The organism is Alicycliphilus denitrificans, assembly GCF_044792555.1.
GTDB lineage: Bacteria > Pseudomonadota > Gammaproteobacteria > Burkholderiales > Burkholderiaceae_C > Alicycliphilus > Alicycliphilus denitrificans_A.
The window spans coordinates 3,649,276-3,669,257 of record NZ_CP126238.1 but is presented as its reverse complement, the minus strand read 5'-3'; the positions used below and the strand labels follow the sequence as shown (position 1 = coordinate 3,669,257).

Annotated in this window: 14 protein-coding genes; 12 read left to right on the top strand and 2 right to left on the bottom strand. The window is 67.4% G+C overall.

Annotated features, from left to right (window positions below):
• The first annotated feature begins 10 nt into the window (after positions 1-10).
• Genes P7644_RS17400 through P7644_RS17360 form a run of 9 tightly spaced genes read left to right on the top strand, consistent with a single transcriptional unit; the run spans position 11 to position 8,566 of the window.
• On the top strand, positions 11-730 hold the full coding sequence (locus P7644_RS17400) for a DUF4126 domain-containing protein (protein ID WP_404300496.1): 720 nt from the start codon (positions 11-13) through the stop codon (positions 728-730).
• Entirely contained in the window at positions 731-2,752 is a 2,022-nt protein-coding gene (locus tag P7644_RS17395; RefSeq protein WP_404300495.1) for an acetyl-CoA carboxylase biotin carboxylase subunit, read from the top strand.
• A 39-nt stretch (positions 2,753-2,791) separates the two neighbouring features.
• Positions 2,792-3,712 carry a 2-hydroxyacid dehydrogenase gene (locus tag P7644_RS17390; protein WP_404300494.1) on the top strand — a complete coding sequence of 307 codons (921 nt, stop codon included), beginning with the start codon at positions 2,792-2,794 and terminating at the stop codon, positions 3,710-3,712.
• A 42-nt stretch (positions 3,713-3,754) separates the two neighbouring features.
• Positions 3,755-4,663: a hydroxymethylglutaryl-CoA lyase gene (locus P7644_RS17385; protein ID WP_404300493.1), complete on the top strand. Its 909-nt coding sequence runs from the start codon at positions 3,755-3,757 to the stop codon at positions 4,661-4,663.
• 5 nt (positions 4,664-4,668) lie between these two features.
• A complete protein-coding gene (locus P7644_RS17380) occupies positions 4,669-5,166 on the top strand; it encodes a YbaK/EbsC family protein (RefSeq protein ID WP_404300492.1) in 498 nt (165 codons plus the stop codon).
• Positions 5,163-5,420 (top strand): DUF1289 domain-containing protein, encoded by a 258-nt coding sequence (locus P7644_RS17375; protein ID WP_404300491.1) that lies wholly within the window; start codon positions 5,163-5,165, stop codon positions 5,418-5,420. The genes P7644_RS17380 and P7644_RS17375 overlap by 4 nt, the downstream gene beginning before the upstream one ends.
• The gene (locus tag P7644_RS17370) at positions 5,417-6,058 is read left to right on the top strand and encodes a DsbA family protein (RefSeq protein WP_404300489.1); all 642 of its coding nucleotides are present in this window, start codon (positions 5,417-5,419) and stop codon (positions 6,056-6,058) included. Before P7644_RS17375 ends, P7644_RS17370 begins: the two co-directional genes overlap by 4 nt.
• Positions 6,059-6,080: 22 nt before the next feature.
• Positions 6,081-7,904, top strand: a complete 1,824-nt coding sequence (locus tag P7644_RS17365) for a DUF294 nucleotidyltransferase-like domain-containing protein (protein WP_404300488.1) — start codon at positions 6,081-6,083, stop codon at positions 7,902-7,904.
• Entirely contained in the window at positions 7,901-8,566 is a 666-nt protein-coding gene (locus P7644_RS17360) for a 3'-5' exonuclease (RefSeq protein WP_404300487.1), read from the top strand. Before P7644_RS17365 ends, P7644_RS17360 begins: the two co-directional genes overlap by 4 nt.
• Before the next feature lie 125 nt (positions 8,567-8,691).
• Here P7644_RS17360 and P7644_RS17355 read toward each other — a convergent pair whose 3' ends face one another.
• Both P7644_RS17355 and P7644_RS17350 read right to left on the bottom strand, forming a co-directional pair.
• Entirely contained in the window at positions 8,692-10,428 is a 1,737-nt protein-coding gene (locus P7644_RS17355; RefSeq protein ID WP_404300486.1) for a cation acetate symporter, read from the bottom strand.
• Positions 10,425-10,733 carry a DUF485 domain-containing protein gene (locus tag P7644_RS17350; protein ID WP_404300485.1) on the bottom strand — a complete coding sequence of 103 codons (309 nt, stop codon included), beginning with the start codon at positions 10,731-10,733 and terminating at the stop codon, positions 10,425-10,427. Before P7644_RS17350 ends, P7644_RS17355 begins: the two co-directional genes overlap by 4 nt.
• Positions 10,734-11,046: 313 nt before the next feature.
• Here P7644_RS17350 and P7644_RS17345 point away from each other — a divergent pair, with 313 nt between their 5' ends.
• The 3 genes from P7644_RS17345 (at position 11,047) to uvrA (ending at position 19,974) form a co-directional block, all read left to right on the top strand.
• Positions 11,047-12,729 (top strand): MFS transporter, encoded by a 1,683-nt coding sequence (locus P7644_RS17345; protein ID WP_404300484.1) that lies wholly within the window; start codon positions 11,047-11,049, stop codon positions 12,727-12,729.
• A 214-nt stretch (positions 12,730-12,943) separates the two neighbouring features.
• Positions 12,944-13,942, top strand: a complete 999-nt coding sequence (locus tag P7644_RS17340; protein WP_404300483.1) for a porin — start codon at positions 12,944-12,946, stop codon at positions 13,940-13,942.
• Between the two features lie 266 nt (positions 13,943-14,208).
• Positions 14,209-19,974, top strand: coding sequence for an excinuclease ABC subunit UvrA (gene uvrA, locus P7644_RS17335; protein ID WP_404300482.1), 5,766 nt, complete (start codon positions 14,209-14,211; stop codon positions 19,972-19,974).
• Positions 19,975-19,982 lie beyond the last annotated feature (8 nt).

Below are 19,982 nucleotides of genomic sequence, written 5' to 3'. Positions count from 1 at the left end.
GGTTGCCGCCATGGACGCCCTCAGGTCCCAGATCGTGCAGTGGCTCCACAGCGTGGGCCTGCACGTCGACGCGGGCACCGCGCAGGCGGTGGCCGAAGGGGCGGCGCGCGTCACGCAGCAGCTGGACATGCCCGGCCTGCTGGCCCTGGCCGCGGCGCTGGGCTGGGCCAGCGGCCTGCGGCTGTATGCCGTGGTGTTCTTGGTGGGCGGCATGGGCGCGCTGGGCTGGCTGGCCTTGCCGCCGGGGCTGGCCATGCTGCAGCATCCCGTGGTGCTGATGGCCAGCGGCTTCATGCTGCTGGTCGAGTTCTTTGCCGACAAGCTGCCCTGGTTCGACAGCGCCTGGGATGCGGTGCACGCCTTCATCCGCGTGCCGGCCGGCGCGCTGCTGGCGGCCGGCGTGTTCGGCGCCGACAACGCCGGCATGGCCGTGGCCGCGGGGCTGCTGGGCGGCACGCTGTCGGCCTCGGCGCTGGCCACGAAGATGACGGCGCGCGCGGCGGCCAACACCTCGCCCGAGCCGTTTTCCAACTGGGGGCTGTCCTTCTTCGAGGACGGCCTGGTGCTGGGGGTGGTCTGGCTGGCCACCCAGCATCCGCTGGCGTTCGGCATCGCACTGGTGGTGGCGCTGCTGCTATCGGCGCTGCTGCTGGCCGTGCTTTTCAAGTTCCTGCGTGCCGTGCTGCGGCGCGTTTCCTCCCTGTTTTCCGCTTCTGCCAAGGTGGCCTGAATGTTCCAGAAAATCCTGATTGCCAATCGTGGGGAGATCGCTTGCCGCGTCGCCGCCACCGCCCGCCGCATGGGCGTGAAGACTGTCGCCGTGTATTCCGACGCCGATGCCCAGGCCAAGCATGTGGCCGCCTGTGACGAGGCCGTGCACATCGGCGCCAGCGCGCCCAAGGACAGCTACCTGCGCTGGGAGCGCATCATCGACGCCGCGAAGGCCACGGGCGCCCAGGCGATTCACCCCGGCTATGGCTTCCTGTCCGAGAACGAGGACTTCGCCCAGGCCTGCGCCGACGCCGGCCTGGTCTTCATCGGCCCGCCCGCGTCCGCTATTTCAGCCATGGGCCTGAAGGCCGAGTCCAAGCGCCTGATGGCCAAGGCCGGCGTGCCGCTGGTGCCCGGCTACCAGGGCGAGGACCAGGACCCGCAGCTGCTGCAGCGCGAGGCCGACGCCATTGGCTACCCCGTGCTCATCAAGGCCAGCGCCGGCGGCGGCGGCAAGGGCATGCGCCTGGTCGAGAAAAGCGAGGACTTCGCCGCCGCGCTGGCCAGCTGCCAGCGCGAGGCCAGCAACAGCTTTGGCAACGACGCCGTGCTGGTCGAGAAATACGTGCTGCGCCCGCGCCACATCGAGATCCAGGTGTTCGGCGACAGCCAAGGCAACTGCGTCTACCTGTTCGAGCGCGACTGCTCCGTGCAGCGGCGCCACCAGAAGGTGCTCGAAGAGGCCCCCGCGCCGGGCATGACCGAGGCACTGCGCCAGAAGATGGGCCAGGCGGCGGTGGCCGCGGCCCAGGCCGTGGGCTATGTGGGCGCGGGCACGGTGGAGTTCATCGTGGAGCAGCCGGGCGGCTACGACCAGCCCGAGGCCATGAAGTTCTACTTCATGGAGATGAACACCCGCCTGCAGGTGGAGCACCCGGTGACCGAGGCCATCACCGGCGAAGACCTGGTGGAGTGGCAGTTGCGCGTGGCCAGCGGCCAGCCTTTGCCCAAGCGCCAGGACGAGCTGAGGATCATCGGCCACGCCATCGAGGCGCGCATCTGCGCCGAGAACCCCGACAACAACTTCCTGCCCGCCACCGGCCGCCTCAACGTCTACCGCAAGCCCGCCTGCACCAGCTTTGCACGCGGCACGGTGCGCGTGGACGACGGGGTGCGCGAGGGCGACGCAATCAGCCCCTTCTACGACAGCATGATCGCCAAGCTCATCGTGCATGGCGACACGCGCGAGCAGGCGCTGGCGCGGCTGGACGGCGCGCTGGCCCAGACCCATATCGTGGGCCTGGCGACCAATGTGCAGTTCCTGCGCCATGTGGTGCAAAGCGGCGCGTTCACGCAGGCCAGGCTCGACACCGCGCTGATCCAGCGCGAGGAGGCCGCGCTGTTCGGCCAGGAGAAGGTCGGCCTGCCGCTGGCCGCCGCCGCTGCCGTGGCCAGCCAGCTGCTGCGCGAGCAGGCCGGGCAGGGCGCGAACCCCTTCAGCCAGCGCGACGGCTGGCGCTCGCTGGTTCCGTGCCGGCGCCGCTTCGAGTTCGACTTCGGCGGCCAGCACGCCAAGGCTTGGCTGACCTACGCGCGGGGCGATGGCTACGGCCTGCAGGTGGGCGAGGGCGAGGGGGCGGTGAGCGGAACCCTGGCCTTTGTACCCGCGGCCGGCGGCGCCATGGACCTGCAGTATGCGGGCCAGCGCACGCAGGCCATGGTCTACGCCCAGGGCGAGAGCGACCATGTGTTCACGCCGCGCGGCGCCACGCGCATCGAGGCGCTGGACCTGCTGGCCCATGCGGGCGAGGCAGCCAGCGAGGGCGGGCGCCTCACGGCCCCCATGCCGGGCAAGGTGGTGTCGTTCGCCGTGCAGGCCGGCGACAAGGTGGCCAAGGGCCAGGCGCTGGCGGTGATGGAGGCCATGAAGATGGAGCACACCATCGCCGCGCCGGCCGACGGCGTGGTGGCAGAGCTGCTCTACGCGCCCGGCGACCAGGTGACGGAAGGCGCAGAGCTGCTCAGGCTTTGTGCCGCTTGAACGCACGCGCCAGGCCCAAGCGCGGTACGCTCAGGTGCCATGAAGATCACCTTTTGCTGTACCGACACCAAGGCCGAGCCCTGGTTGCAGGGCCTGGCCGAGGCCCTGCCCCAGGCCGACATCACTCTCTGGCAACCCGGCGCGCCCCAGGCGGATTACGCCGTGGTCTGGGCACCGCCCCAGCAGTTCATCGACGAGCAGCCGGGCCTGAAGGCGCTGTTCAACATCGGCGCGGGCGTGGACGCGCTGCTGAAACTGCGCCTGCCGCCCGCCATGCGCGTGGTGCGGCTCGACGATGCCGGCATGGCGGTGCAGATGGCTGAGTATGTGTGCCATGCGCTGATACGCCATTTCCGCGAGTTCGACGCGTACGAGGCCGGCGCACGCGCCGGCCGCTGGAGCTACCGCAAGCCGCGCGAGCGCCGGGACTTCCCCGTGGGCGTGATGGGCCTGGGGGTGCTGGGCGAGCGCGTGGCGCGCGCGGTGGCGCAGTTCGACTTTCCGGTGCGCGGCTGGAGCCGTGCTCCAAGGCAGGTCGCGGGCGTGCAGTGCTTTCATGGCGCCCAGGGCTTGAATGACTTCCTGGCCGCCAGCCGCGTGCTGGTGAACCTGCTGCCGCTCACGCCCGAGACGCGGGACATCATGAACCAGGGCACGCTCTCGCGCCTCATGCCCGGCGCCTATGTGATCAACGTGGCACGCGGTGCGCATCTGGTGGACGAAGACCTGCTGGCCCTGCTGGACGGCGGCCATGTGGCGGGCGCCACGCTGGACGTGTTCCGCACCGAGCCGCTGCCCGCCGGTCACCCGTTCTGGACGCACCCGAAAATCACGCTCACGCCCCATACCTCGGCGCGCACGCTGCGGGGTGAAAGCATCGCGCAGATAGCCGGCAAGATCGCGGCGCTGGCGCGCGGCGAGGCGATTGCCGGCGTCGTGAGCCTTGAGCGCGGGTATTGATTCGATTCGCCCTCCCACTTCACCTTCATCAAGAGAGCCGCCATGCCTTATCCATCCCAAGTCCGCATCATCGACGTCGGCCCGCGCGACGGCCTGCAGAACGAAAAAACGCCCGTGCCGGCCGAGGTCAAGATAGCCTTGGTGCACCGCCTGCAGGACGCGGGCCTCAAGGAGATCGAGGTCACCAGCTACGTGAGCCCGAAATGGGTGCCGCAGATGGCCGACAACCACGAGGTCATGGCCGGCATCGCGCGCCAGGCCGGCGTGCGCTACTCGGTGCTCACGCCCAACCTCAAGGGCTGGGAGGCCGCCGCCGCCGACAAGCCCGATGAGATCGTGGTCTTTGGCGCCGCCAGCGAGGCCTTCAGCCAGAAGAACATCAATTGCAGCATTGCCGAGAGCATCGAGCGCTTTGCCCCCGTGGTGCAGGCCGCGCTGGCCGCCGGCGTGGCCGTGCGCGGTGCCATGAGCTGCACCGTGGGCTGCCCCTACGAGGGCGACATCGCCCCCGAGCGCGTGGCCTACCTGGCGGGCCTGATGAAAAGCATAGGCGTAGAGCGCGTGGACGTAGCCGACACCATAGGCGTGGGTACGCCCATCAAGGTGCAGCGCGCCATAGAGGCCACGGCCCGGCACTACGCCATGGACGAGATCTCCGGCCATTTCCACGACACCTACGGCCAGGCTCTGGCCAACACCCTGGCGGCGCTGGAACTGGGCGTGTGGAACTTCCAGTCCTCCATCGCCGGCCTGGGCGGCTGCCCCTACGCCAAGGGCGCCACCGGCAACGTGGCCACCGAGGACCTGGTCTACATGCTGCAGGGCATGGGCATAGACACGGGCATTGACCTGGACAAGCTGGTCGATGCCGGCGCCTACATCAGCGAGTTCCTGAGCCGCAAGCCCCAGTCGCGCGTGGCGGTGGCGCTGCTGAACAAGCGCGCGGGGTGAGCGCCATGTGTGGAGCCGAACTGATGGCGCTGCCCGAGGGCGTGCGCCGCGTGGCCGCCGCTCTGCAGGCCGCCGGCCATGCGCATGCACCGGTCATGCTGGACGACGCCTGCCGCACGGCCCAGCAGGCGGCCGACGCGCTGGGCATCGCCGTGGGCCAGATCGCCAAGAGCATCATCTTCCGGCGCAAGGCGGACGACGCCGCCGTGCTCGTGATCACCTCGGGCGACCGGCGCGTGGATGAGAAAAAGGTGGACGCGCTGGTGGGTAAGACGGGCCGGGCCGACGCCGAGTTCGTCAAGGCGCGCACCGGTTTTTCCATCGGCGGCGTCTCGCCCCTGGCCCACGTCCAGCCACCGGTCACGCTGATCGACCGCGAGCTGCTGCGCTTCGAGGTGGTCTGGGCCGCGGCCGGCCACCCCCATGGCGTGTTCCAGCTGCGCCCGCAGGACCTGCAGCTGCTCACGGGGGCCCCGCTGGCGGATGTGGTGAAAGAGTTATGAGTACTATGCAAATGCTAGCTGCACGCGCTTTTCAGATAAGCGCTAAAGGCCAATTTCTATCTGAAAAAGAAACAGTGCCATCGCCCTGCGTCTCGGTGTGCCGCATGACGCCCGACCGCAGCCATTGCGAAGGCTGCTTTCGCTCGCTGGACGACATCCGCGCCTGGTCGAAGGCGGACAATGACGAGCGCCGCGCCATCTGGGCCGCCGCCCTGCGCCGCGCCGGCCTGGCGCTTCCCGAGGAACTGGCATGAAGGAAATTACCTTTTATCTGGACTTCGTCTCGCCCTACGCCTGGCTGGCCTTCGAGCAGCTGCCGCAGCGGCTGGAGGGGCTGTCCTACCGCCTGAGCTACCGCCCCGTGCTGCTGGGTGCGCTGCTGAAACAGCACACCAACCCCGGCCCCGCGGGCATAGCGCCGAAACGCGACTGGACCTACCGCCATGTCACTTGGCTGGGCCACAGCCTGGGCGTGGGGCTGGACATGCCGGCGCGCCACCCGTTCCCGCCGCTGCCGCTGCTGCGCCTGGCGCTGGAATGCAGCGACGACGGCCTCATCAACCGCTTCGTCGCCGGCGCCATCCTGCGCCATGTCTGGCAGGGCGGGGCGGATGCGCTGGATCCGGCGCGGCTCGATGCGCTGCGCGCCCAGCTGGCCGAGCAGCTGCGCACCGATGATGACGCCCCCGAGCGTGCCAAACGCCTGCTGCGCGAGAACACCGAGGCCGCGGCCGCGCGCGGCGTGTTCGGCGTGCCCGCGTTCGAGGTCGACGGCCGCCTGTTCTGGGGCCTGGACAGCCTGCCCATGCTGCGTGCCTGCCTGGACGGCGATGCGTGGTTTGCGCAACATTGGGAGCGCGCTGCAAGCGTGCCGCAAGGCCTGGGCGCTTGAATCGCGGGCAGGAGTCTTGCCCATGCCCAACGCCTTCAACTTTTCTGCCTCGCCGTTTGACTGTCTCAGCGCCGAGGAGCGGGCGCTGGTGCGGGGCAGCGTGGACATTGCCTACTACCCCGAGGGCGCCGTGGTGCTGGACATGGGCGATGCGCCCGCGCACCTGTTCGTCATCATCAAGGGCTATGTCACCCAGGCCGAGGGCGACGAGGTGCTGGCCACCTATGGGCCGGACGACTGCTTCGACGGCCGCGGGCTGGTGGCGGGCCGCGTCAGCAGCCGCTTCACCGTGGCCGAGGAGCTGCTCGCCTACCAGCTGGCGCGCGCCACCGTCATGGAGCTGATCGCACGCAACCGCAACTTTGGCGCGCTGCTGTTTTCCGACCTGGGGCAGAAGCTCAGCACCCTGGCGCAGCGCGCCGAGCAGCACGAGATGCAGTCGCTCACGCTCACGCGCGTGGACCAGGCCTTCCTGCGCCCGGCGCATGTGGTCGATGCGGGCACCGACATCGTCTCCGTGGTGCGCCTGTTCCAGGAGCAGCGCACCACCAGCGTGCTGGTCAGCGGCCTGCCCGACGTGCCCGATGGGCTGGGGCTTTTCTCCAACACCACGCTGCAGCGCGCCATCCTCGACGGCCGCCCCTTGGCGCAGATCACCGTGGGCGAGCTGGCCAGCCACCCGCTGGTCACCGTGCGCGCCAGCGACCAGCTGGGCGACGCCATGGCCCTGCTGCTGCGCGCGCGCGTGCACCGGCTGGCGGTGCTGGGCGAGGGCGGCCAGGTGCTGGGCATCCTGGAGGCGCTGGACCTGTTCAGCTTCCTGGCCAACCAGTCGCACCTGATCACGGTGCATATCGAGCAGGCGCGCGACCTGGCTGCGCTGGAGCAGGCCGCCGCCCAGGTCACGCGCCTGGTGGCCGTGCTGCATCGCAGCGGCACGCGCATTGCGCTGGTGGCGCAGCTGGTGGCGCAGCTCAATGCGCGCCTGTTCGAGCGCGCCTGGCAGATGATTGCGCCGCGCGATCTCGTGGCCAACAGCTGCCTGTTCGTGATGGGCAGCGAGGGGCGCGGCGAGCAGCTCTTGAAGACCGACCAGGACAACGGCCTGCTGTTGCGCGACGGCTACGAGCCGCCGGCCGACCTGCAGGCGATTTGCGAACGCTTCTCCCAGGCGCTGGCCGGCTTCGGCTACCCCGAGTGCCCGGGCCGCATCATGCTCAGCAACCCGGCCTGGCGCGGCACGGTGAGCGAGTTTGGCGACAGGGTGCGCGACTGGCTGTTCAAGCCCGAGGGCGACAGCCTGATGCACCTGGCCATCTTCCTGGACGCCCATGCCGTCGCCGGCGACGCCCAGTTGCTGAGCGCCGTGCGCCAGCGGCTGTTCCAGCTGGGCGCGGAAAACGACGCCCTGGTGGCCCGCTTTGCCCTGGCCATCGACGCCTTTGGCGGCCCGGCGGGGTGGTGGGGCCGGCTGTTGGGGCTGGAAGATGTCACGCTCGTCAACCTGAAGAAGGCCGGCATCTTTCCCATCGTCCATGGGGTGCGCAGCCTGGCGCTGGCACGGCGCATCAACGCCACGGGTACGGCCGAGCGCATTGCCGCACTGCAGGCCGAGGGCCAGCTCGATGCGGCCCTGGGCCAGGAGCTGCTGCAAGGCCTGCACTTCTTGATGGAGCTGCGCCTGCAGGCCGGCCTGGACGAGCTGGAGCTGCAGCGCGGCGTCACCGGCAACGTCGACCCGGCCAAGCTCACCAGCCTGCAGCGCGACCTGCTCAAGGACACGCTGTCCGTGGTCAAGCGCTTCAAGGCCCTGCTGCACCAGCGCCTGCGCATGGACGCCGTATGAGCCGGCACTACAGCAAGCTGGCACCGCTGTGGTGGGAGCGGCTGCGCCGCTGGTGGCTGGTGTACCACCTGGGCGAGCCCGAATTCGCCCCCATGTTCGATCCGCCGCCGCACGAGGAGTGGGTGGCGCTCGATTGCGAAACCACCGGGCTCAATACGCGCAGCGACGAAATCATCTCCGTGGGCGCGGTGCGCATCGTGGGCGAGCGCATCCTGACCAGCGAGCGCCTGGAGCTGCTGATTCGCCCGGAAAAAGGCGTCAGCGCCGACAGCGTGCGCATCCACCGCCTGCGCAGCAGAGACCTGGCGGGCGGCCTGCCCAAGGATGAGGCCATGCGCCAGCTGATGCGCTTCATCGGCAGCCGCCCGCTGGTGGGCTACTACCTCGAATTCGACGTGGCCATGCTCAACCGCGCCATCTGGCCGCTCTTAGGGATGGGCCTGCCGCAGCCCAAGATCGAGGTATCGGCCCTGTACTACGACTACAAGTTCAAGCAATTGCCGCCCTACCAGCAGCAGGCCAATGCCGGGATAGACCTGCGCTTTTCCACCTTGATGCAGGATCTGGGACTGCCCGAGCGCGAGGCGCATGACGCGCTCAACGACGCGGTGATGGCGGCCATGGCCTTCATCAAGCTGCGGCGCCTGCGCGGAGGAGTTTGATTAAAACAGGCTGAAACGTCCTGTCTGTATGCGCTGACAGCTATTGTTAAGAGAGCAAAAAACCGGGCCCTTGTGAGGCCCGGTTTTGGTTTCAGGGGCCTGTTGGCCCCTCTTTCCATTATCGCTCAGTGGCCCGATGCGCCGGCAGCGCCCAGGCCGGTCTCCGAGCGCACCTGCTGCGCCGGGAAGGCGGCACGATCCTTGGCCGCGCGGGCGCTCTTGTCGGTGATCGAGAACAGCCACACGCCGACGAAGCCGATGGTCATGGAGAACAGGGCCGGCGACGAGTAGGGGAACAGGGCCGAGCCCGCGGGATTGCCCAGTGTCGCCTCCCACACCGAGGGCGAGACGATGGTCAGGCCCACGGAGGAGATCAGACCCAGGAAGCCGCCGGTCACCGCGCCGCGCGTGGTGCAGTCCTTCCACAGAATCGACAGGATCAGCGCCGGGAAGTTGGCCGAGGCGGCAATGGCGAAGGCCAGCGAGACCATGAAGGCGATGTTCTGCTTCTCGAACAGGATGCCCAGCAGCACGGCGATCACGCCCAGGGCCAGGGTGGTCATGCGCGACACCTTGAGTTCGGCGGCGCTGTCGGCCTTGCCCTTCTTGATCACGGTGGAGTACAGGTCGTGCGACACGGCGGAGGCCCCGGACAGCGTCAGGCCCGCGACCACGGCCAGGATGGTGGCAAAGGCCACGGCGGAGATGAAGCCGTAGAAGATGTTGCCGCCCACGCTCTTGGCCACCAGCACCGCCGCCATGTTGGCCGTGCCCGCGCCGCCCTTGATCACGCCCTTGACGGTGTCGGCCATCTCTGGGTTGGTCAGCACCATGGTGATGGCGCCGAAGCCGATGATGAAGATCAGGATGTAGAAGTAGCCGATCCACACCGTGGCCCAGCCCACGGACTTGCGTGCCTCCTTGGCGTTGGGCACGGTGAAGAAGCGCATCAGGATGTGCGGCAGGCCGGCCGTGCCGAACATCAGCGCCATGCCGAAGGAGATGGCCGAGATCGGGTCCTTGATGAAGCCGCCCGGGCCCATGATGGCCAGGCCGGCCTTGGCTGCCTCTTCGGGCGTCTTGCCGGCGTTGGCGGCGATCTGCGTGCGCACCTCCACGCCCTTGGCGAACAGCGCCTCGGGGCTGAAGCCGTAGTTGGCCAGCACCATGAAGGCCATGAAGCTCACGCCCGCCAGCAGCAGCACGGCCTTGATGATCTGCACCCAGGTGGTGGCCGTCATGCCGCCGAACAGCACGTAGACCATCATCAGAGCGCCGACAATGACCACCGCCATCCAGTACTCCAGGCCGAACAGCAGCTTGATGAGCTGGCCCGCGCCGACCATCTGCGCGATCAGGTAGAACGCGACCACGATCAGCGTGCCCGAGGCCGCGAACATGCGGATCGGCGCCTGCGCGAAGCGGTAGCCGGCCACGTCGGCAAAGGTGAACTTGCCCAGGTTGCGCAGCCGGTCGGCCATCAGGAAGGTGATGATGGGCCAGCCCACGAGGAAGCCGATGGAGTAGATCAGGCCGTCATAGCCCGAGGCCATCACGGCCGCCGAAATGCCCAGGAAGGACGCGGCCGACATGTAGTCGCCGGCAATCGCCAGGCCGTTCTGAAAACCCGTGATGCCGCCGCCGGCGGTGTAGAAGTCGGCGGCCGAGCGGGTCTTGGAGGCTGCCCACTTGGTGATCCACAGCGTGCCGGCGACAAAGATGCCGAACATGATGATCGCCACCCAGTTGGTTTCCTGCTTGGCGGCCTGGCCCACGTCGCCACCGGCGGCCTGGGCGATGCTGACGGCCGTCAGGCCCGCCAGTGCCAGCGCGCTGCTGGCCAAGGTCTTGGCGTACTTCATGGAGCCACGTCCTTCATGATTTGCTCGGTCAGAGCGTCAAACTTGTTGTTCGCCACACGCACGTAGTACACCGTGATGGCAATCGTGAACAGGATCACGCCCATGCCGATGGGCACACCCAGCGAGGTCACGCCCGCGCCTATGGGCTTGGCTAGAAAGGCTTTGTCGAACGCGATCAGGCCGATGTAGCCGAAATACACGGCCAGCATCAGGATGGTCAGCACCGCCCCCAGGGGGGTGCGCCGGGCGCGCAGCTCCTGGTACTTCGGGTGGCGTTGAATCTTCTCAACGACGGGGTCACTCATGGCTTGTCTCCTTGTTTGGAAGGTTGCCGTGCATTGCCTGTTGCAATGCACAAACGAGGCGCATTCTGCGAACCGCTACTGACCCTTTGCTTACGCGCTGCAATGCAGCAAATACGCGGGTTTTGGATCGTTTTGGCCGGTTTTTCACATCAAAAAACGGCGGCTAAGGGTTTCTTCCTGGTCTGTAAGCCTGGGTTCAGTTATGCGTCAGCTTGCGTAAGAAATGCGTCAGCGCACCGTCAGTAGGCGGGCAGATAGTTCCATCACAGGTATTTGCAAGCACCTGTGATTTCAATGAAATAGGAGACAAACAATGGCAATCAGCGCTACGCAAGGCGTGGGCGGCAAGGCGGCTGCACGCCCCATGTCGCCCGAGGAACGCAAGGTGATCCTGGCGTCATCCCTCGGAACGGTGTTCGAGTGGTATGACTTTTATCTCTACGGCTCGCTGGCGGCGATCATCGCCAAGCAGTTCTTCGCCGGGCTCGATCCCACGTCGGCCTTCATCTTTGCCCTGCTGGCCTTTGCCGCGGGCTTCATCGTCCGGCCCTTCGGTGCGCTGTTCTTTGGCCGCCTGGGCGATCTGATCGGGCGCAAGTACACCTTCCTGGTCACCATCCTGATCATGGGCATCTCGACCTTCATCGTCGGCATCCTGCCCAACTACGCCAGCATTGGCGTGGCCGCTCCGGTCATCCTGATCTGCCTGCGCCTGCTGCAAGGCTTGGCGCTGGGCGGTGAATACGGCGGCGCCGCCACCTACGTGGCCGAGCACGCCCCCAACGGCAAGCGCGGGGCCTACACCGCCTGGATCCAGACCACGGCCACCATGGGCCTGTTTCTTTCGCTGCTGGTGATCCTAGGCACGCGCACCGTCATGGGCGAGCCGGCGTTCAACGACTGGGGCTGGCGCATTCCCTTCCTGGTGTCCATCCTGCTGCTGGCCATCTCAGTGTGGATCCGCATGCAGCTGTCCGAGTCGCCCGCCTTCCAGAAGATGAAGGCCGAGGGCAAGACCTCCAAGGCGCCCCTGGCCGAGTCCTTCGGCCAGTGGAAGAACATGAAGATCGTGCTCATCGCCCTGTTCGGCCTGACCGCCGGCCAGGCCGTGGTCTGGTACACGGGCCAGTTCTACGCGCTGTTCTTCCTGACGCAGCAGCTCAAGGTGGACCCCGTCACGGCCAATCTGCTGATTGCCGCCGCCCTGCTGATCGGCACGCCCTTCTTCCTGGTGTTTGGCTCCCTGTCCGACAAGATCGGCCGCAAGACCATCATCATGGCGGGCTGCGCGCTGGCCATCGTGAGCTACTTCCCCGTGTTCAAGGCTTTGACGGAGGCCGCCAACCCGGACCTGGCCCTGGCCCAGGCCAACAACAAGGTGGTGGTGGTGGCAGACCCCAAGGAATGCTCGTTCCAGTTCAACCCCACGGGCACGGCCAAGTTCACCAGCTCCTGCGACATCGCCAAGCAGTTGCTGGCCGCCAGCTCGGTCAGCTATGACAACGAAGTGGCCCCCGCCGGCACGCCCGCCGTCATCAAGATCGGCGATCACGTGATTCAAAGCTATACCAGCAAGGGCATCGCCGCCGACGAAGCCAAGGCCAAGGACGCTGCCTTCAAGAAGGCCGTGGCCGACACCTTGAAGGCGGACGGCTATCCCGCCAAGGCCGATCCCGCGAAGATGAACAAGACGATGATGGTCGTCATCCTGACCTACCTGGTGATCCTGGTGACCATGGTCTACGGCCCGATTGCCGCCATGCTGGTGGAACTGTTCCCCACGCGCATCCGCTATACCTCGATGAGCCTGCCGTACCACATCGGCAATGGCTGGTTCGGCGGCCTGCTGCCCACCATGTCGTTCGCCATCGTGGCCCAGACCGGCAATATGTACAACGGCCTGTGGTATCCCATCATCATCGCCGGCATGACCCTGGTGGTGGGCATGCTGTTCCTGCGCGAGACCAAGGACGTGGACATCTACGCCAACGACTGAACCCTGGGCCCGCATCGACCCCGGCATTCGCAGCAACGGCCCCGCCCACACGGGGCTGTTGCTTTAAAACATCAACCCAGGCGTTTAACCGGGAGTTCAGGCTCCCCCCGCTTCTAAAATCAGGGCCGTAGACGCGCAACGTACTCATCGGCGAAATGCCGAAGACAAACGGTGGCTACTACCCCTGATAGACACAAACATTCAAGGACATCCCATGCATAAAGCCAATCGTCTGCTGTTCGCCGCCCTGGCACTGGTCGGCACCTCCGCGGCGCTCGCACAAAGCAGCGTCACCCTCTATGGCCGTGTGAACACCACCGTGGAGCGCCAGAAGCTTGGAAGCGTTTCCACCACCGGCATGTTCAACAATTCCTCGCGCTGGGGCATCAAGGGTAGCGAAGATCTGGGCGGTGGCATGAAGGCTGGTTTCCAGCTGGAAAGCGGCTTCGCCTCCGACACCGGTGCTGGTACGGGCTGGCCTGGCCTGACGACCGCTGCTGGCGCGCTGAACTTTGGCCGCCAAAGCGAGGTGAACCTGTCGGGCGGCTTCGGCATGCTGCGCCTGGGCAATTTCGTGCCCGAGTCGTACTACGCCACGGCCGACTACGTGAGCATGCACAACCATGACACGGGCTCTTCGTCCGACGCCCTGTACTACGACCCCGTGTGGTTTGGTGGCCTCGGCACCAAGAACAAGATTGGTTACCGCACCCCCAGCATGGGTGGCCTGACGGTGGATGCCGCCGTGCTGCTGCATGAAAAGGCTGCCGGCACCAACAACAAGAACGGCTACGACCTGGCTGCCAACTACAACATGGGCCCGCTGCACCTGGGTGCCGGCTACAGCTATGTGAACAGCAACTACCAACTGGGCCTGCGCGCTCTGTACACCTTCGGCCAGTTCACCGTCGGTGGCTACTATCAGCGCAACAAGGATGACAACCAGCTCAACGGGGGTAACGGCGCCGGCACGCGCAACAACTTCCGCCTGTCCGGCATGTACGCCATGGGCGCCTCCGAGTTCCACGTGAACGTGGGCCGTGCCAACGATTGGAGCAAGTTGAATGACAGCGCTGCCACGCAGTGGACGCTGGGCTACAACTACAACCTGAGCAAGCGCACCAAGGTCTACACCTACTACACCAAGCTGAACAACGAGGCTCCGACCGCCGACTTCAGCTCGCTGGCCCTGGGCGTGCGCCACAACTTCTGATTGCCGGCAGCGCAAGCTGCCTGAAACCCCGGTCTGATTCCATCGAATCGGGCCTGGAATCAAGTCAGAGCGGCCCCACACAATGGTGTGGGGCTTTTTTTTATGCGCAAAGCGCGACTGTGCCAGGGTGTCGGTCTTGGAAAACGCTGTGGTGCCAATGAGCGCAGCGGCGCATTTTGGGTTTCGCCGCCCTTTGAGAAGGCTATCGAGGCCCAAAGTCCGACAGGCTCCTAGAATGTTCGGCCTCGAAGCAGAAAGACCCGCTCATGACCCAGGGACTGATCCGTATCCACGGTGCGCGCCAGCACAACCTCAAGAACCTGGACCTGGATATCCGCACGGGCGAGCTCACGGTGGTCACGGGGCCCAGCGGTTCGGGAAAATCCAGCCTGGTGTTCGACACGCTGTACGCCGAGGGTCAGCGCCGCTACGTGGAGACCTTCAGCGCCTACGCGCGCCAGTTTCTGGACCGCATGGACAAGCCCGCCGTGGACAAGGTCGAGGGGGTGCCCCCGGCGATTGCCATCGACCAGACCAACCCGGTGCGCAGCTCGCGCTCCACCGTGGGCACGATGACGGAGCTGAACGACCACCTGAAGCTGCTGTTCGCGCGCGCCGGCCAGTTGTTCGACCGGCAGACGGCGCTGCCCGTGCGCCATGACTCGCCCGACAGCATCTACGCCGAGCTGCAGCGCCGCAGCGCGGCAGAGGGCGACCCGCGCCTCGTGCTGACCTTTCCCGTCGAGCTGCCTGCGGGCATCACGGCCGAGCAGCTCGAACAATGGCTGTCCGCCAGCGGCTTCACGCGGGTGCAGGCCGAGCGCGAGCACGATGGCAAGAAGCTGCTCGACGTGGTGGCCGACCGTTTCCGCTTGGGGCAGGCCGAGCGTGCGCGCGTGGTCGAGGCCATCGAGATCGCGCTCAAGCGCGGCGGCGGGCGGCTCAACGTCTATCGCCTGCGGGACGATGGCGAGCCGGACTTGTGGCGGTTTTCCACCGGCCTGCATTGCCCCGACAGCGATCTGCGCTACGCCGAGCCCATCGCCTCCATGTTTTCGTTCAACTCGGCCGTGGGCGCCTGCGACAGCTGCCGGGGCTTCGGCCGCGTGATCGGCGTGGACTGGGGGCTGGTCATTCCGAATGAAAAGCTCACGCTGCGCGCCGGCGCCATCAAGCCGATACAGACGCCCGCGTGGCAGGAGTGCCAGGACGACCTGATGCGCTACGCGGAAGACGCGGGCATTCCGCGCGACACGCCCTGGTACAAGCTCACGGCCGAGCAGCGGCACTGGGTGATCGAGGGCACGCCGGGCTTCCGTGAAGGCAACTGGAACAAGCAGTGGTATGGCATACGGCGCTTCTTCGCCTACCTGGAGAGCAAGGCCTACAAGATGCACATCCGCGTGCTGCTGTCCAAGTACCGCAGCTACACGCCATGTCCGGCCTGCACCGGCGCGCGCCTGAAGACCGAGAGCCTGCTGTGGCGCGTGGGCGGCAAGCAGGAGGCCGACGCCGTGCTGGCGCCCGAGAGGCGCTTCATGCCCCAGGGCGTTCAATGGTCCCGCGCGCAGCTGGAGGCGCTGCCGGGGCTGTGCCTGCATGACCTGATGCTGTTGCCGATCGAACGGTTGCGGCGGTTTTTTGGTTTTAGTCCCCCAGAGGGGGAGGGGGTAAGACCGGGCGAGGGAGAACGGCAGGCGCTGCAGCTGCTGCACGAGGAAATATCCACGCGTCTCAAGTACCTGTGCGACGTGGGCATCGGCTACCTCACGCTGGACCGGCAAAGCCGCACGCTCTCCGGTGGCGAGGTGCAGCGCATCAACCTCACCACGGCGCTGGGCACCAGCCTGGTGAACACGCTGTTCGTGCTGGACGAGCCCAGCATCGGCCTGCACCCGCGCGACATGCACCGCATCACCGAGGCCATGCTGCGCCTGCGCGATGCGGGCAACACGCTGGTGGTGGTGGAGCACGACCCGGCCGTCATGCTCGCGGCCGATCGCATCCTCGACTTCGGGCCCGGCCCGGGCGAGCGCGGCGGGCAGATCGTGTTCGACGGCACGGTGGACGAGCTGCGCCGCGCGTCCACGCTCACCGGCCAGTACCTGGGCGGGCACAGGCAGATCGGCACCGGGCTCAAGCGCCTGGTGACGCAGGCTACGCCGCGCCTGATCCTCGAAGGCGCGCGCGAGCACAACCTGCAGGGTGTGAGCGTGGAGTTCCCGCTGCAGCGCCTGGTCACCGTCACCGGCGTGTCGGGCTCGGGCAAGTCCACGCTGATCCAGGACGTGCTGGCGCCCGCGCTCATGCGCCACTTCGGCAAGGCCACGGAATCGCCCGGCGCGCATGAGCGCCTGCTGGGTGCCGACTTCTTAAGCGACGTGGTGTTCGTGGACCAGTCGCCCATCGGCAAGACGGCGCGCTCCAACCCCGTGAGCTACGTGGGCGCCTGGGATGCCATCCGCGAGCTGTTCGCCGTGGCGCCGCTGGCCAGGGAGCGCGGCTACACCGCCGCCAAGTTCAGTTTCAACTCGGGCGACGGGCGCTGCCCCACCTGCGGTGGCTCGGGCTTCGAGCATGTGGAGATGCAGTTTCTGTCGGACGTGTACCTGCGCTGCCCCGACTGCGATGGCAAGCGCTACCGGCCCGAGGTGCTGGAGGTGCGCATCGAGCGTGGCGGCAGCCTGCTCAACGTGGCCCAGGTACTGGAACTCACCGTGCACGAGGCCGCCCAGCTCTTCGCCAAGGACCGCGAGGTGATACGGGCGCTGACTCCGATCGTGGACGTGGGGCTGGAATATGTGCGCCTGGGCCAGCCCGTGCCCACGCTGTCGGGCGGCGAGGCGCAGCGGCTGAAGCTGGCAGGCTTTCTGGCCGAGGCGGCGAAGAGCCAGGCCAAGTCGCGCCAGCCGCTGGCCAGGAAGGGCACGCTGTTCCTGTTCGACGAGCCCACCACCGGCCTGCACTTCGACGACATCGCCAAGCTCATGCGTGCCTTACGCAAGCTGCTGGACGCGGGCCACTCGCTCATCGTCATCGAGCACAACCTGGACGTGATCCGCGCCAGCGACTGGCTCATCGACCTGGGCCCCGAGGGCGGCGACGCCGGCGGGCAATTGGTGGCCGAGGGCGCGCCCGAGGAGGTGCGCCAGCACCCGGCCTCGCACACCGCGCAGGCACTGCGCGAGTACGAGCAGGCGTTGGGCGAGGGCGGCCATGCGGTGCACGAGCAGCAGGCCGTGCTACGAAAAGAGAAGCTGCTCGCGCAGGGGGGGAAAGCGCCAGAGGCCAAAAACGCCATAGAGATCGTGAACGCGCGCGAGCACAACCTCAAGCACCTCACGCTGGATATCCCGCGCGGCCAGTTCAACGTCATCACGGGCGTTTCCGGTTCGGGCAAGTCCACGCTGGCCTTCGACATCCTGTTCAACGAGGGCCAGCGCCGCTACCTGGAATCGCTCAACGCCTACGCGCGCAGCATCGTGCAGCCCGCCGGCCGCCCCGAGGTGGACGCGGTGTACGGCATACCGCCCACCGTGGCTATCGAGCAGCGCCTGTCGCGCGGCGGGCGCAAGAGCACCGTGGGCACGACCACCGAGGTATGGCATTTCCTGCGCCTGCTGTACGTGAAGCTGGGCGTGCAGCACTGCGTGCACGACGGCGCGGCCGTGCAGCCGCAGACGGCCGAGAGCATCGCCGCGCAACTGCTCACGCAGTTCAGGGGCCAGCACATCGGGCTGCTGGCGCCGCTGGTGGTGAACCGCAAGGGCGTCTATACCGAGCTGGCCGACTGGGCGCGCCCGCGCGGCTACACGCACCTGCGCGTGGACGGCAATTTCCTGCCGACCTCGGGTTTCCCGCGCATCGACCGCTTCAAGGAGCACACCATCGAGCTGCCCGTGGCCAGCCTGGACGTGTCGGCGCAGCACGAGGATGCACTGCGCACGCAACTGGCCAAGGCGCTGGAGCTGGGCAAGGGCGTGGTGCATGTGCTGAGCGCCCTCGATGGTTTGCAGGAGGCACTGCAGGACGGCGCGCCCACGGCGCACATCGGGCGCTTGCAGGTGTTCTCCACGAAGCGCGCCTGCCCGGTGTGCGCCACCAGCTATGCCGAGCTGGATCCGCGCCTGTTCTCCTACAACAGCAAGCACGGCTGGTGCCCGGACTGCGTGGGCACGGGCGTCAGGCTGACATCGGCGCAGCGCAAGGTCTTCGACGACTCGGTGCAGTCGGACGACCGCGGCCGCGAGCAGACCTTTGCCGAGCCCGAGGTGGAGGACATGGCCGATGTGGCCTGCCCCAGCTGCCAGGGCACGCGCCTGAACCCGGTGGCGCGCGCCGTGCTGTTCGCCGGCACGCCGATCACCGAGGTGGCGCACCTGGCGGTGAGCGAGGTGCGGCAGTGGATCGCCGGGTTGCAACTGACGGGGCGCGAGGCCGAGATCGCGCGCGACCTCGTGCCCGAGATCCAGAGCCGGCTGGAGTTCCTGGAAGAGGTGGGCCTGTCCTACCTCACGCTGGACCGCGGCGCGCCCACGCTCAGCGGCGGCGAGGCGCAGCGCATCCGCCTGGCGGCGCAGCTGGGCAGCAACCTGCAGGGCGTGTGCTACGTGCTGGATGAGCCCACCATCGGCCTGCACGCGCGCGACAACCAGATCCTGCTGAACGCCCTGCACAAGCTCGGCGACAAGGGCAACACCCTGGTGGTGGTGGAGCATGACGAGGACACCATCCGCCGCGCGGACCACATCATCGACATCGGCCCCAGCGCCGGCAAGCGCGGCGGGCGCCTGGTGGCCCAGGGCACGGTGGCGGATGTGCAGGCGGCCGCGGACTCGCAGACCGGCCGCTACCTGCTGCATGCCATGCGCCATCCGCTGCAGGAGCGGCGGCCGGTGAATGCTGCTGAAAATATAGCTGTTGGCGCCCGTCCCATATGCGCTGAAGGCCAAAATGACTCAAAACCACTGCGCTGGCTCAGCGTGCATGGCGCGCATTTGCACAACCTGCAGCAGGTCACCGCGCGCGTGCCGCTGCAGCGCCTGGTGGCCGTCACCGGCGTGAGCGGCTCGGGCAAGTCCACGCTGGCGCGCGACGTGCTGCTGGCCAACGTGGCCGCATGGGTGCAGCAGCGCAGTACCAAGGCCGGGCGCGAGGCCATGGACGCGGGCAACGCGCCGCCGCTGGCCGGCTGCACTGGCCTGTCGGGCTTCGAGAGCATCGACCGCGTGCTGGAGGTGGACCAGACCCCCATCGGCAAGACACCGCGCAGCTGCCCCGCCACCTACATCGGCTTCTGGGACACCGTGCGCAAGCTCTACGCCGAGACGCTGGAGGCCAAGGCGCGCGGCTATGCGCCCGGGCGTTTTTCCTTCAACACCGGCGAGGGCCGCTGCCCGGGCTGCGAAGGGCAGGGCGTGCGCACCATCGAGATGAGCTTCCTGCCCGACGTGAAGGTGCCCTGCGAGGTCTGCCACGGCGCGCGCTTCAACCCCGAGACGCTGGCCGTCACCTGGCGCGGCAAGAGCATTGGCGACGTGCTGCAGATGGAGGTGGACGAGGCGGTGGAGTTCTTTGCCAGCATGCCCGCTATTTCCCACCCGCTGCAGCTCCTGAAGGACGTGGGCCTGGGCTATCTCACGCTGGGCCAGCCCAGCCCCACGCTCAGCGGCGGCGAGGCGCAGCGCATCAAGCTGGTCACTGAACTGACCAAGGTGAGGGATGAGGTCGGGCGACGCGGGCAGAAAAGCCCGCACACGCTCTACGTGCTGGACGAGCCCACCGTGGGCCTGCACATGGCCGACGTGCACAAGCTCATCAAGGTGCTGCACCGCCTGGTGGACGGCGGCCACAGCGTGATGGTGATCGAACACGACCTGGACGTGATCGCCGAGGCCGACTGGATCATCGACCTGGGGCCCGAGGGCGGCAAGGACGGCGGCGCCATCGTGGCCGCGGCAACGCCCGAAGACCTGGTGCGCCTGGGCACGCACACGGGCCGGGCGCTGGCGCCGGTGCTTGCGCGCACGTAAATCCCTGC

Bases quoted from the DNA above. Each gene is read 5' to 3' on its own strand.
- P7644_RS17400 (WP_404300496.1), top strand. From the start codon at position 11: ATGGACGCCCTCAGGTCCCAGATCGTGCAGTGGCTCCACAGCGTGGGC.
- P7644_RS17395 (WP_404300495.1), top strand. From the start codon at position 731: ATGTTCCAGAAAATCCTGATTGCCAATCGTGGGGAGATCGCTTGCCGC.
- P7644_RS17390 (WP_404300494.1), top strand. From the start codon at position 2,792: ATGAAGATCACCTTTTGCTGTACCGACACCAAGGCCGAGCCCTGGTTG.
- P7644_RS17385 (WP_404300493.1), top strand. From the start codon at position 3,755: ATGCCTTATCCATCCCAAGTCCGCATCATCGACGTCGGCCCGCGCGAC.
- P7644_RS17380 (WP_404300492.1), top strand. From the start codon at position 4,669: ATGTGTGGAGCCGAACTGATGGCGCTGCCCGAGGGCGTGCGCCGCGTG.
- P7644_RS17375 (WP_404300491.1), top strand. From the start codon at position 5,163: ATGAGTACTATGCAAATGCTAGCTGCACGCGCTTTTCAGATAAGCGCT.
- P7644_RS17370 (WP_404300489.1), top strand. From the start codon at position 5,417: ATGAAGGAAATTACCTTTTATCTGGACTTCGTCTCGCCCTACGCCTGG.
- P7644_RS17365 (WP_404300488.1), top strand. From the start codon at position 6,081: ATGCCCAACGCCTTCAACTTTTCTGCCTCGCCGTTTGACTGTCTCAGC.
- P7644_RS17360 (WP_404300487.1), top strand. From the start codon at position 7,901: ATGAGCCGGCACTACAGCAAGCTGGCACCGCTGTGGTGGGAGCGGCTG.
- P7644_RS17355 (WP_404300486.1), bottom strand. From the start codon at position 10,428: ATGAAGTACGCCAAGACCTTGGCCAGCAGCGCGCTGGCACTGGCGGGC.
- P7644_RS17350 (WP_404300485.1), bottom strand. From the start codon at position 10,733: ATGAGTGACCCCGTCGTTGAGAAGATTCAACGCCACCCGAAGTACCAG.
- P7644_RS17345 (WP_404300484.1), top strand. From the start codon at position 11,047: ATGGCAATCAGCGCTACGCAAGGCGTGGGCGGCAAGGCGGCTGCACGC.
- P7644_RS17340 (WP_404300483.1), top strand. From the start codon at position 12,944: ATGCATAAAGCCAATCGTCTGCTGTTCGCCGCCCTGGCACTGGTCGGC.
- uvrA (WP_404300482.1), top strand. From the start codon at position 14,209: ATGACCCAGGGACTGATCCGTATCCACGGTGCGCGCCAGCACAACCTC.